9 protein-coding genes are annotated in these 13,848 nt (G+C 46.3%); 3 read left to right on the top strand and 6 right to left on the bottom strand.

All coding sequences use genetic code 11. From position 1 onward, the window contains the following. Window positions 1–2: 2 nt before the first annotated feature. The 3 genes from pyrH to rpsB form a co-directional block, all read right to left on the bottom strand. On the bottom strand, window positions 3–713 hold the full coding sequence (gene pyrH, locus KIH43_RS00765; protein WP_297716742.1) for a UMP kinase: 711 nt from the start codon (window positions 711–713) through the stop codon (window positions 3–5). A 184-nt stretch (window positions 714–897) separates the two neighbouring features. Continuing rightward, window positions 898–1,782, bottom strand: a complete 885-nt coding sequence (tsf, locus tag KIH43_RS00760) for a translation elongation factor Ts (protein ID WP_296968320.1) — start codon at window positions 1,780–1,782, stop codon at window positions 898–900. Then, window positions 1,782–2,531 (bottom strand): 30S ribosomal protein S2, encoded by a 750-nt coding sequence (rpsB, locus tag KIH43_RS00755; RefSeq protein WP_296968322.1) that lies wholly within the window; start codon window positions 2,529–2,531, stop codon window positions 1,782–1,784. Before rpsB ends, tsf begins: the two co-directional genes overlap by 1 nt. A 267-nt stretch (window positions 2,532–2,798) precedes the next feature. On the opposite strand from rpsB, the gene map reads away from it, so the two are divergent. Continuing rightward, window positions 2,799–3,635, top strand: coding sequence for a type I methionyl aminopeptidase (map, locus tag KIH43_RS00750; RefSeq protein ID WP_297716740.1), 837 nt, complete (start codon window positions 2,799–2,801; stop codon window positions 3,633–3,635). Window positions 3,636–3,639: 4 nt separating this feature from the next. After that, entirely contained in the window at window positions 3,640–6,237 is a 2,598-nt protein-coding gene (locus tag KIH43_RS00745; protein ID WP_297716738.1) for a [protein-PII] uridylyltransferase, read from the top strand. Here KIH43_RS00745 and ligA read toward each other — a convergent pair. The 3 genes from ligA to smc are packed head-to-tail and all read right to left on the bottom strand — an operon-like array spanning window position 6,226 to window position 12,840. After that, window positions 6,226–8,244 carry an NAD-dependent DNA ligase LigA gene (gene ligA, locus KIH43_RS00740; RefSeq protein ID WP_297716736.1) on the bottom strand — a complete coding sequence of 673 codons (2,019 nt, stop codon included), beginning with the start codon at window positions 8,242–8,244 and terminating at the stop codon, window positions 6,226–6,228. The genes KIH43_RS00745 and ligA overlap by 12 nt on opposite strands. A 9-nt stretch (window positions 8,245–8,253) precedes the next feature. Next, a complete protein-coding gene (locus KIH43_RS00735) occupies window positions 8,254–9,318 on the bottom strand; it encodes a cell division protein ZipA C-terminal FtsZ-binding domain-containing protein (RefSeq protein ID WP_297716734.1) in 1,065 nt (354 codons plus the stop codon). Next, a complete protein-coding gene (gene smc, locus KIH43_RS00730) occupies window positions 9,319–12,840 on the bottom strand; it encodes a chromosome segregation protein SMC (RefSeq protein ID WP_297716733.1) in 3,522 nt (1,173 codons plus the stop codon). Between the two features lie 174 nt (window positions 12,841–13,014). On the opposite strand from smc, the gene dapD reads away from it, so the two are divergent. After that, on the top strand, window positions 13,015–13,842 hold the full coding sequence (dapD, locus tag KIH43_RS00725) for a 2,3,4,5-tetrahydropyridine-2,6-dicarboxylate N-succinyltransferase (protein WP_296968333.1): 828 nt from the start codon (window positions 13,015–13,017) through the stop codon (window positions 13,840–13,842). The last annotated feature ends 6 nt before the right edge of the window (window positions 13,843–13,848 follow it).

The raw sequence follows: 13,848 nt of genomic DNA, 5'->3' as shown, positions 1-13,848 counted from the left end.
TATCAAACGTGCACCAGAGTGCCTTCAGGCTCACCCTGTACCACACGCATTAATGCGCCAGGCTTGAGAATCGAAAACACTTTAATGGGCAATTTACGGTCACGACACAATGCAAATGCAGTTGCATCCATGACTTGCAAATTCTTGATGAGGGCTTCATCAAAAGTAATAGTTTTATATAGAGTGGCAGAAGGATCCTTCACTGGGTCGGCGCTATAAATGCCATCAACCTTAGTTGCTTTGAGCATGACCTCAACGCCCATCTCCGCGCCACGCAAGGCAGCAGCGGTATCGGTCGTAAAGAATGGATTACCTGTACCTGCAGCAAAAATAACAACCTTACCTTCGCTCATCGCTCGAATAGCACGTGGACGAATATAGGGCTCAACCACTTGGTCCATACGCAATGCAGATTGCACGCGCGCCTCAACACCCTTTTGACGTAATGCATCCTGCAAGGCCAAAGAGTTCATCATGGTTGCTAACATACCCATGTAATCAGCAGTTGCGCGATCCATGCCTGCTGCACCACCTGCAACTCCTCTGAAAATATTGCCGCCACCAATCACAATCGCTAGCTCTACCCCGCTATTAACGACTTGTGCAATTTCAGAAACCATGGAATCAATGGTTACTGGATTAATGCCAAAAGCATCATCCCCCATCAGGGCTTCACCAGATAATTTAAGGAGGACGCGTTTGTAGCCTGGCATGTTTTTTATTTTCCGTAATTTGCTAAGTACTTTTTATACATAGCTTATTGATCTTTAAGCGCTTTTTAATATTCCCTGGAATTATAAATGGCTTGAGCTAGAACGAACAAAAGGGCATAGAAACTAAGGTTTCTATGCCCTTTTGGGGATGGATATCCCGACGGGGCAAGCCCCATCGAATTGCTTAAGCAGTTGCCTTGGAAGCAGCAGCTACCTGTGCAGCAACTTCTGCCGCAAAGTCGTCTTGACGCTTCTCAATACCCTCGCCCACTACAAACATCGTAAAACCTTTAACGTTTGTATTCGCAGCTTTTAACATTTGCTCAACAGTTTGCTTGTCGTTTTTCACAAAGGTTTGGTTCAATAGAGAAACTTCTTTGAGGTATTTCTGAATAGAACCTTCAACCATTTTTTCAACGATTTCTGGTGGTTTACCAGATTCAGCCGCTTTTTGAACAGCAACACTGCGCTCTACTGCAATTTTTTCCGCTGGTACATCCGCAGTAGATAAAGCAACAGGCTTCATAGCAGCAACGTGCATTGCCACATCTTTCGCAGCTACTTCATCACCTTCAAACTCGACTACAACACCAATGCGTGTGCCGTGCAAGTAAGAAACTAACTTGTTATTGCCGGAAAAACGTTGAAAGCGACGTGGCATGATGTTCTCGCCAATCTTGCCAATCAACGCACTACGTACTTCATCTACAGTTTGACCATTTAAAGGCAATGCCAGTAATGCTGCAACATCTGCAGGATTCTTTTCTGCAATTAACTTCACGCAGTCATTTGCAAAAGCCAAGAAATCATCGTTCTTAGAAACGAAGTCAGTTTCACAGTTCACTTCCAATAAAGCGCCGTTAGTACCATTTATAGAAACGGCAACGATACCTTCAGCAGTGACGCGGGAAGCTGCTTTACCAGCTTTGCTACCAAGCTTGACGCGCAAAATTTCTTCTGCACGAGCCATATCACCATCAGCCTCAGTCAAAGCTTTTTTGCACTCCATCATTGGAGCATCTGTTTTGGCGCGTAACTCGCCAACCATTGCAGCGGTAATTGCGGCCATTATTCTGCTTTCCCTTCTTCAACGAACTCTTCTTCACCCTCTTTAACAGCAGTCAATACTTCTTGAACTGCGTTTGCACGGCCTTCTAAGATTGCATCAGCAATTCCGCGTGCATAAAGAGTCACTGCTTTGCTTGAGTCATCGTTACCAGGAATGATGTAATCAACACCTTCTGGTGAATGATTGGTATCCACTACAGCAATCACCGGAATGCCGAGCTTATTAGCTTCAGTAATAGCAATCTTGTGATAACCAACGTCCACTACAAAAATTGCATCTGGAACACCGTTGAGATCTTTGATACCACCAAGTGCTTTTTGCAATTTGTCGAGCTCACGATCATTAGTCAAAGCCTCTTTCTTAGAAAGCTTTTCCCAATCGCCAGCTTCTTTGGCAACTTCCATATCCTTCAAGCGCTTGAGGGAGCCTTTTACAGTTTTGAAGTTGGTGAGCGTACCGCCTAACCAACGACTGTCGATATATGGCATACCAGCACGAGTTGCTTCCTCAGCAATAATCTCGCGGGATTGACGCTTCGTACCAACAAATAAAATCGTGCCACGATTAGCAGCAACTTGTTTTGCAAATTTCAGGGCGTCCTGAAACATTGGCAATGTTTTTTCCAAGTTGATGATGTGGATCTTGTTACGATGACCGAAAATGTAAGGGGCCATCTTTGGGGACCAGAAGCGTGTTTGGTGACCGAAATGGCAACCAGCTTCCAGCATTTGACGCATTGTTACTGACATAACTTCTCCTAAGGGTTGGTTCTAAAGTTGAGTCCTAGCTGCGCTAAAAAACGCCACCCTGGAAGGCTCAACTCGCGATTTCAGATCCAAAATAGACCTGAGTCCAAAATTATAGCTTAAATATCAATGCTCTAGCCAGACTTAGCCCGTCTCCATAAGGCTGGCAGCAAGATGGAATGGCATCTGAATAATCCAAATGAAGGGTTTTGCTTAAATTTTAGGCAGCCATGACCTGTCAAAAGCGTCCAAGTCGTTGATAATCAAGGCATGAATAGCCTATTTACTGCAGAAAAAGACATCCAAGGGATGCGAGAAGCTGGGCGTTTAGCCAGCGAGGTTTTGGACCATGTAGCGCCTTTTGTCAAAGCTGGGGTCACCACCGGTGAACTCGATCGAATTTGCCACGAGTACATGCGTGATGTTCAAAAAACCATTCCTGCTCCGCTAAATTACCAACCACCAGGCTACCCACCCTTTCCTGCCTCCATCTGCACATCCGTCAATGATGTGATTTGCCATGGCATTCCTGGTGACAAGATTCTTAAAAGTGGTGATGTAGTGAATCTCGACATTACCGTCATTACTCAAGATGGTTACTACGGTGACACTAGCCGGATGTTTATGGTGGGTGATGTTTCTGTCATGGCAAAACGACTCACGCAAATTACTTTTGAATGCATGTGGCTTGGCATTGCTCAGGTAAAACCAGGTGCATCACTTGGTGATATTGGTCACGTTATTCAAACACATGCTGAAAAAGCGGGATATTCTGTAGTACGTGAATACTGTGGACACGGGATTGGAAAAGTCTTTCATCAAGACCCACAAATTCTTCACTATGGTCGACCAGGCACGGGAGAAAAACTGCAGGCCGGTATGACCTTCACGATTGAGCCAATGATTAATGCGGGCAAACGTGACATTCGCACGATGCCAGATCAGTGGACAGTAAAGACCAAGGATCGCAGCCTCTCAGCACAATGGGAGCACACATTGCTAGTCACCCAAACGGGTGTTGAAGTGCTGACTTGGTCTGAGGGCAGCAATCCACCACCAGATTGTGTAAAAGGACTCACATTCAGACCAACAGCAACAAACGCCTAATCGCATGGGACAGTTCAGCACTTCACAAACGATTACTGATGCCGCTAGCTTAAAAGCTGCCCGTGAATGCGCTTATGCAGAATTTAAAAACACCCAAGCAGTAGGTAAACTCACCAAACAACTGAGCAAGCTCACCGATCAACTGCTTTCTCATTTATGGAATGATTGTGGGCTAGGCAACACCGCTACATTGATCGCTGTAGGCGGCTATGGACGCGGCGCCTTATTTCCGTATTCTGATATCGACATTCTCATTCTCTTACCGGCGGATATAAAGCTGGCTGAGAACTTATCCAAATCTATTGAACAATTTGTTGCTCGCTGCTGGGATACCGGTCTAGAAATTGGATCCTCTGTCAGATCGGTCACTGAATGTATTTCCGAGGCAGAGCAAGACATCACCGTACGCACCTCTTTACTGGAGTCGCGTTTTATTTGTGGTCAAAAGAAATTGTTTAAAGAGTTTGCCAGCGCCTATGAAGCTGCGATGGATCCCAAGACATTTTTCCAAGCAAAACAGGCAGAACAAATTCAGCGGCATTACAAATATCAAAACACACCCTATTCTCTGGAGCCCAACTGCAAAGAAAGCCCTGGTGGCTTACGTGATTTGCAAGTGATTTCTTGGGTAAGCAAAGCTGCACTACTAGGCAACACCTTTAAAGACTTGAATGAAGCAGGCCTAGTTACGCAACGTGAGTTAAAAGAGCTAAATCGAAATCAACGTTTTCTGGAAACCCTCAGAGCCAATTTGCATTTACTAGCAGGACGTCGTCAGGATGTCATTGCGTTTGATCTGCAAGCCTCTCTTGCTAAAGCCATGGGCATTGAAACAGACTCCTCAAGGCAGGCAAGTGAAGCCATTATGCGTCGTTATTACTGGGCAGCAAAAGCGGTCACCCAATTAAACGACGTTCTTTTGCAAAATATTGAAGCGCTGCTATTTCCGCAAGAATCCAAAACAACCCACGCTATTCCAGGTGAAGGCAATGAGTATTTCATTGAAAGACAGGGTGTGTTGGATATTACTGATCCACAGCTGTTTCAAAAACATCCCGACCAAATCCTCCGCACTTTCCTGGTATTTGCTCAAACCTCCAACGTCAAAAGTCTTTCGGCAACTATTTTTAGAGCGCTTTATAACGCTCGCCAAAAGATGGACGCTAAATGGCGCACTAATCCGATTAATCGCGCCTTATTTATGGAGATCCTCAAGCAACCTGAAGGAGTAAGTCGCGCATTTCAACTCATGAATCGCACCAGCGTTCTTGGACGCTACCTACCTGCCTTTAGAAGAATTGTGGGTCAAATGCAGCATGACTTATTTCATGTCTACACAGTAGATCAACATATTTTGATGGTGCTCCGTAATGTTCGTCGCTTTATGACGCTTGAACATACACACGAGTTTCCATTTTGCAGCAGCCTCATCGCCCATTTTGAAAAGCCGTGGCTGATTGTGATTGCAGCACTTTTTCACGATATCGCCAAAGGTCGTGGAGGCGATCATTCGCAACTTGGCAAAGCGGATATGCGCAAATTCGCCAAAGAACATGGTCTTGATAAAAAAGATACAGACTTATTGGTCTGGTTGGTGGCAGAACATCTGAATATGAGTCAAGTAGCGCAAAAACAAGACATTACAGATCCAGATGTGGTGCGCGCTTTTGCCAAGAAAATGGGTGACGAACGCCATCTCACTGCCTTGTATTTACTCACGGTTGCAGATGTGCGTGGTACTAGCCCTAAAGTTTGGAATGCTTGGAAGGGCAAACTGCTTGAAGATCTGTATCGCGCTACCCTGCGAGTATTAGGTGGCGCAAAACCAGACGCCTCATCAGAGTTAGCGCAACACCAAGAAGAGTCACGTACCAAACTGCGCCTTTACGGCATTAATGATGACTTCTACGAAGATCTTTGGAAGCAACTCGATGTCGCGTTTTTTCTCAGACAAGATTCCTCTGATATTGCATGGTTAACTCGGCACCTCTATAACAAGGTGAATGCCGATCAACCCATTGTGAGGGCAAGGCTATCGCCGATTGGCGAAGGGCTACAAGTAGCAGTCTATGTAAAAGACCAGGAAGATCTTTTTGCCAGAATCTGTGCCTACTTTGAGCGCCACGGATTTTCTATTTGGGATGCTCGCATCCACACAACTCGGCATGGATACGCCTTAGATACATTCCAAATCTCCGGCAGCAACCTAGTCGATGAAGGCGGAAGCTATCGTGACATTATTCAGCTAGTTGAGTTTGAATTAACTGCCGCCTTAACAAAAGCGGAACCTTTGCCTGCACCAAGTATGGGTCGCCTATCTAGGCAGTCGCGCACCTTCCCTATTCAGCCACGCGTGCATATGGTTCCCGATGATCGCGGTCGGTATTACACACTTGCACTTTCAGCAAGCGATCGCACAGGACTGCTGTATACCATCTCCAGAGTTTTAGCGAAACATCAGGTATCGATTCATAGCGCCAGGATTAACACCCTGGGCGAACGAGTAGAAGATGTATTGTTGCTTGATGCTGCCAATTTAGGCAAAAACCCCAAACTACAGATTCAACTAGAAACTGAATTGCTAGAGGCTTTAGGAGCTTAGCAAGGCCAGCATCGCCGCCTCATCAATCACAGGGACACCCAACTCTTCTGCCTTAGTGAGCTTACTTCCTGCATCTGTGCCAGCTACAACGTAATCTGTTTTCTTAGAGACGGATCCAGCCACTTTTGCCCCGGCTTTCTCGAGCAAATCTTTTGCTTGGTCCCTAGTCAGAGTTGGAAAGGTGCCAGTAAGCACAAATGTTTTACCCAAAACTGCTGCACTAATGACTTTCTCTTCCACAGAGAGCTCCATGCCAGAAGCCAATAATTGCTCAATGACCTCGCGGTTATGTGCTTCTTGCATGAAACTGGTGATTGAATCAGCCACCACTGGCCCCACATCTTTCACCGTTAGAAGATCTTCCATAGTCGCATCCATTAAGGCGTGCACCGACTGGTAGTGATTCGCTAAATCTTTGGCGGTAGTTTCGCCAACATGACGAATACCAAGAGCAAAGATAAATCTAGCTAGAGTAGTATTTTTGGATTGATTGATTGCCTGAATCAAATTATCAGCCGACTTTTCGCCCATTCGCTCAAGGTTAGCTAAGGCAGTAAAACCTAAACGATAGATATCTGCCGGAGTTCTTACAAGGTGTTGATCCACCAATTGATCAACAATCTTTTCGCCAAGACCCTCTATATCCATCGCCCTTCTGTGCGCAAAATGAATTAAGGCTTGCTTGCGCTGTGCGCCACAAAATAATCCTCCGCTACAACGAGCAACTGCCTCATCTGCTAAACGCTCAATATGCGAATCACATACAGGACATTTGCTAGGCATGACAAATTCTTTGGCATCGACTGGTCTACGGTCTTTAATCACTGAAACCACTTCAGGAATGACGTCGCCCGCTCTGCGAACCGAGACCGTATCACCAATGCGAACGTCTTTACGCTTTACTTCATCCTCGTTATGTAAGGTTGCATTCGTGACGGTTACGCCACCTACCTCTACTGGAGCTAAGCGTGCGACGGGAGTAATGGCACCTGTACGGCCCACCTGCACATCGATACCTAAAACCTTGGTAAGCGCTTCTTGCGCTGGATACTTATGCGCTAATGCAAAACGTGGGGCTCTAGATACAAAACCTAGCTTTGCCTGCTCGGCAAATGCATTCACTTTATAGACAACACCGTCGATGTCATAGGGCAACGAATCTCTTTTTGCGCCTATCTCTTCATAAAACTGCAAAATTTCTTGAACGGAGTGCAAAACCTTACGCTCTGAGCAAACCGGTAGACCAAGCTCAACATATTTATTCAATAATTCTTCATGAGTAGCTGGTAGCCAAGATTGGGGCTCAAGAACACCCAAGCCATATGCAAAAAATGACAAAGGCCTTTTTGCGGTAATTTTTGAATCTAGCTGACGCAAACTACCAGCTGCAGCATTTCGTGGATTAGCAAATTCCTTTTCTCCTGCCAGCGCAGCCTGCTGATTCATTCTCTCAAAGTCTTTGAGATACATGAATACCTCACCACGTACCTCTAGCACTTGGGGAATATTTCGCCCTAATAGTTTGAGAGGGATGGCACGTATGGTTTTTATATTTGCCGTAACATCTTCACCGCTAGCACCATCACCACGAGTCGCAGCTCTTACAAGAGAGCCATTTTCATAACGTAGAGAAATGGCAAGACCATCAAATTTCAACTCTCCTGCATAGGAGACATGCTCTGCATTGAGCCCCTCTCTGCAGCGCCTATCAAAAGCAATCAGCTCAGCTTCTTCAAATGCATTATTGAGTGAAAGCATGGGAACTTCATGGGTGACCGAATCAAATTCTTTCAGAGGTGCACCACCTACCCTCTGGGATAGAGACTCAGGCGTAACCCACTCTGGGTGAATCGCTTCAATCTCTAACAACTCACGATAAAGACGGTCATATTCGATGTCGGGCAACAAGGGATTGTCCAGAACATAGTAAGCATGCTCTAGTCGAGCCAGCTCCGCCTGCAAGAATGCATAACGCTCCGCTAAATTTGTCGGACTATTCGACGGCAAGGTTATTTCCTAGCTAAAGAGTCTAGAGGCAGCAGAAGATCCAGCAGAAATGCCAGATTTTTCAAGATTGGCATATAAAACATCTAGATGCTGACGAATGCTAATGACCGCGCCCTCACTAAGATTAATGCCATTGTCATCAACGATGCGCCCATGCGCTGCTTGCGCAATCTCTACACCTTCTCCTAGCATTCTCTCAAAGGCGCGCTCTTCATGCGCAACCAATGGAACTTCAAGAAGCAATGTAATTTGCTTCACAGGCTGATTTGGATCAAGATCAGCGCTATTAAAAATGAGTCTGCCATTGCTATAGAACTCATACTGACGTCCATTGCGAGCCAATCTAAATCCACGTAATCGCATGAGGGCATCAAAATTACCCCATGGGCATGGCTCATCAAACAAAACGTTGATACTCAGTTGTATATCACTCTCAGCAGCCATGGCGTCCAATTCTTTTGCATGCTCAAGCATTGTATTTACACTGGGCATGTCAATTTGCGATCCAAGCGTATCGGCTAAAGCCTGTGCGCGCGAACAAAAATCGGATAACTCTAATACCCCTATTGCACCTCGACGACTTGCCAATTGAATCGCTAATTGCAGTTCAGAATAGGTGGCCTCAGGATTTAATTCTTCCCATTCATCGCCAGCTTCATGGTTTGTTTTTAAGCCCTCGCATATCCATTTTGCTTTTGCTGGTGCTTGAAGGTCAGACCAAGACTGAATTTCTTCTAAGATTTCTGCGCCACTAATGCCCTGATCAAAGCGCAACGTGATAACACAATCAATTCGAGGGTCAATCACAAACTTATCAGGCGCTGCAACCATGTCTGATTGCGCAAAACCTAAATTAGGCTCAGCACTATCGGCATCAGCAAAGCCTGGCCCAAAGGTAGGCTCGCGTGCAATGCGCTCATCCGAAGAAAAGAGCGCTTCTTTTGCCTTACGACGTGCGCGCGAGTATTTGAAATTCAGAAAAGCTACTGATATCAAAATCAGTAGCCCAATCACAGCCAACGCAAATTGCAAATCAGACAAACCCAACATCGTCATGATTTGTTCTACGTACACTTAAGCGGCCTCCACCATGGAAACAGCTGAAGCAATATCCACAGCAACAATTCTAGAAACACCCTGCTCTTGCATGGTGACACCAATTAACTGATGTGCGATTTCCATAGTGATCTTGTTATGTGAAATAAATAAGAATTGCGTCTTATCTGACATTTTGGCAACTAGTTGTGCATAGCGCAAGGTATTCGCATCATCTAATGGTGCGTCCACCTCGTCTAGCAAGCAGAATGGGGCAGGATTCAATAAGAATAATGAGAAAACCAGCGCAATCGCTGTCAATGCTTTCTCACCACCAGAAAGCAAGTAGATGCTGCTATTTTTCTTGCCAGGAGGCTGCGCCATGACTTGCACGCCAGAATCCAAAATCTCTTCGCCAGTCATGACCAGCTCCGCATGACCGCCACCAAATAATTCGGGAAATAATTTGCCAAAGTGGCCATTGACTTGATCAAACGTGCCCTGTAACAAATCACGAGTCTCAGCATCAATCTTCGCAATTGCATCAGTCAGCGTTTGCATTGCCTCATTTAAGTCAGCAGACTGCGCATCTAAGAATTGCTTACGCTCGCGTGAGCTTGCTAACTCATCAAGCGCAGCCATATTTACAGGGCCCAAAGATTGAATTTCAGAATTGAGGCGATTTACTTCGGTCTGCAAAGCGCCCACTTTTAAGTCGGGACTAAAACTTGCTTCGAGAGCAGATAAATCTGCTTCGGCATCAGACAATAAAGTTGCAAACTGTTCGTAATTTAAGCGAGCAGCCTGTTCACGCAACTGCAAATCAACCACTTTATCTCTCATCGGCTGCAAGCTGCGTTCAATTTGCATACGGGCTTCATCAGCCTCACGTAATTGATGCAGCAATGCATCTTGCTCGGTACGCGCATTTGCTAAAGCTGCCTCACGCGCACTGCGCGTCAGCAAAAGTCCCTGCAATTTCTCTTGGGCTTCTTCATCGCTTAATGACTCTAGTTCCTGCGTAGCAAGATCATGTTTGTCTTGAATCTCCATGATCTGGGTACGTGCGGTACTTTGATCACGTTGCAGGTCAGCAATGCGTTGTTGCAATGAACGCGTAGCAAATGCGGCTTCTTGCGCAGCCATTTCTGCAGCGCGCAACGATTCACGCAAACGGTCACGCTCTTGCGTGGCTATCTCTAATTTTTCTTGCGCGGATGCCAGCGCTTCTTGTGAGCCTTGTTTGGAATCTTCAGATGCATTCAGTTCAGTTGCAGATTGCTCTTGATTACGGCCTAACTGCTCCATTTGCTGACGCAACTCATTCAATTCATTTTGAATTTGTGTAGCACGCTGACTATATTGCTCCTCGGCTTGTGTCAACTGCATTCTTTCCACTTCAAAACCATGTGCTTCTTGCACCGCTTGCTCAGCAGCAATGCGAGCTTGTTCAGCTGCTTGATGTGCTGCTTGATAGTTAGCTACACACTGATCCAACTCGCCTTGCAACTCGCTCTGCATGAGTTGCTGAGCGCGCAATTGCTTTTCAAGGCTTTCCATTTCTTGAGCACGAGCCAACATCCCCGCCTGCTCTGAATCAGCCGCGTAGAGTTGCACGCCTACACGACTCACTAAATGTCCTTGTTGAGTCACAAATGCCCCACCAGCGGGCAATTTTTCCCGACGGTGCAATGCATCCTCAAGACTAGTAGCAATATAAATATTGTCTAACCATTCCTGCAATACCGAGGTTAGTCTCGGTGCGCCTGCGCTTTGAACTCGACTTAATAAAGGCGTGAAATCTGCTGGCGCCGATGTATGAGCAGGACTTATATCTTCTGTTAGCAAAATTGCTAAACGACTAGGAGGTGCATCATTGGCCAAAGCCAAAGTCTCTTGAACGCTCTTCGCTGTAACGGCAGCTAAACGTTCGCGCAGAACAGATTCCAAAGCTGCTTCCCAGCCACTTTCCACCTTCAGCTCTTGCCATAGACGCTTGCTTTCTTTTAGACCTTTGCTTTCTAACCAAGGTCCAATCTTGCCTTGCGCCTGGACACTAGCTTGTAATGCCGTTAGCGCTGTCAACTTCGCTTCAGTTTGCGCTAAGTCTTGATTAGCAGTCTGAATTTTTTGTTGAGCGGCATTGCGCGCCTCATCGGCCGCAGGAACCCGTTGCTGAGTTTCAGTAGCCCGCACTCTAGCCTCTTCAACCTTACGCTGAGCCATGGCTTGACGATCAATAGCCATCTGCAGTGCCTGAGCATCTGGTCTGCGCATACCGTCAAGCTCGCTTATTAGGCGGCCTTCGCGACCTTTAAGCTCGTCAGCTTGTGCGGACATAGCTCGCATACGTTCACCTAAGCTAGCTAGACGTTGCTCAATAGAAGCCAAACTGTCACGTGCATCATTCAAATCACGTGAAGCTGTTTGATATGCCTCGTCACGACTTGGCATTTGCTCTTGCAAACCATTGAGATCAGCTAATAAGGTCTGTTCTTTTTCAGCAGCTAAAGCCAATTCATGTTCAGCACTACGTTGTGCTTGAGCAGCATCAGTTTCTTGAACAGTCCAACGTTGCAGTTGGGCTTGTAAATCTTGCGTTTGTTGTTGCAAGCGTTGTCGTGCTTCTTGCACATAATGAATTTGCGACTCAACTTGACTCACGTCAGAATTGGTTTGATACAACTCACCTTGCGCTTCAGAAACTTTATCCTGCAATGCGTATTGTTGTGTACGCATGGTCTCGAGTTCTGCCTCTGCATGCCGCAATTTTGCAGTCTGCTCTTCCAAGCCCACTTGAGTATCGCGAATGCCGTTGGCATGGCGCTCTTGCTCTTTGCCAGCTTCCGTTTGACGCACAAACCACAACAATTGCTGCTGTGATTTCATTTGCGTAGAGAGCTCTGCATGACGTTCTGCAACGGTTGCCTGCTTCTCCAAGCGAGTCAGTTGCTGATCAAGCTCGCGCAGAATGTCTTCAACACGCGTCAAATTTTCTACAGTATCTTCAAGGCGTGCAGCAGTTTCTTTCCGACGCTCTTTATATTTTGAAACACCAGCCGCTTCTTCCAAGAACACACGCAACTCTTCTGGTTTCGCTTCTAGGATGCGATTAATAGTTCCTTGACCAATAATGGCATAGCCTCTTGGACCCATGCCGGTACCTAAGAAGATATCTTGGATATCCTTGCGGCGCACTACTTGATTATTAACGTAATAACTTGAATTGCCATCACGCGTCAAAACACGCTTAATACCCAATTCTGTAAATGCACTCCATTGACCTTGGGCGCGACCTTCAGAGTTATCAAATATGAGCTCTACGCTAGCGCGACCAGCAGGTTTACGTAAGCCAGAGCCATTAAAAATAACGTCCTGCATCGATTCGCCACGCAATTCACTGGCGCGAGACTCTCCCAAAACCCAGCGAACAGCATCAATAATGTTCGACTTTCCGCAACCATTGGGACCCACCACGCCAATTAATTGGCCGGGCATTTCAAAATGGGTTGGGTCAACAAAAGACTTAAAACCAGAAAGTTTGATCGATTTCAGTTGCACGGCGTACTTTGCAGGGAAAAAAGAGGTTCAAAAAGGGAATAAAAAATTACTTCTAAAGTGGGAAGATGATAGCAAGCTTGAGCCTACTTAGACGCGTTTTTGCCCCATCGATATAATGATAAATTGACCTTCTAAGGCAAAATCCCTTAACAATCTGATAGTTAACTAAAAAGTATGAGCCAATCACCACAAAGCATCATTGAACAAGCCTGGGAAAACCGTGCAGAACTCTCCCCTAGCAAAGTCCCCGGAGAAATTCGTGGCGCTGTAAACGCCGTTCTGGAAGGCCTGAATGCGGGCACAATCCGTGTTGCGGAACGCCGTGATGTTGGCAAATGGGAAGTAAATCAATGGGTTAAGAAGGCTGTACTCCTGTCCTTCCGCCTAGAAGACAACATTCCAATGAGCGCGGGTGGATATACCCAGTTCTACGACAAAGTTCCCAGCAAATTTGAGGGCTACACCGCGGCCGACTTTGCAGCAGGTGGTTTTCGTGTAGTTCCACCCGCAGTAGCCCGCAGAGGCTCCTTTATCGGTAAAAATGCCGTTCTGATGCCTTCCTACGTCAATATTGGTGCATATGTAGGCGAAGGCACCATGGTGGACACTTGGGCAACGGTAGGTTCATGCGCCCAAATCGGCAAAAACGTTCATTTATCTGGCGGTGTTGGTATCGGCGGTGTCTTGGAGCCAATTCAAGCGGGGCCAGTCATTATTGAAGATAACTGCTTTATTGGCGCCCGTTCCGAGGTAGTAGAAGGCGTCGTGATCGAAGAAAACGCGGTTCTATCAATGGGCGTATACATTGGCCAAAGCACCAAGATTTACGATCGCGAGACCGGTGAGGTGCATTACGGTCGTGTTCCAGCAGGTTCTGTTGTAGTGCCAGGTTCACTGCCATCAGCATGCGGCAAATACAGCCTTTATGCCGCCATCATTGTGAAAAAGGTGGATGCTCAAACTAGAGCAAAGACCGCTATTAACGAACTTCTACGCGACTAAATATCC

The organism is Polynucleobacter sp. (assembly GCF_018500155.2).
Taxonomy (GTDB): domain Bacteria; phylum Pseudomonadota; class Gammaproteobacteria; order Burkholderiales; family Burkholderiaceae; genus Polynucleobacter.
Note: the sequence above shows the minus strand (reverse complement) of the source record. Positions and strands in the feature narration are given on the sequence as shown.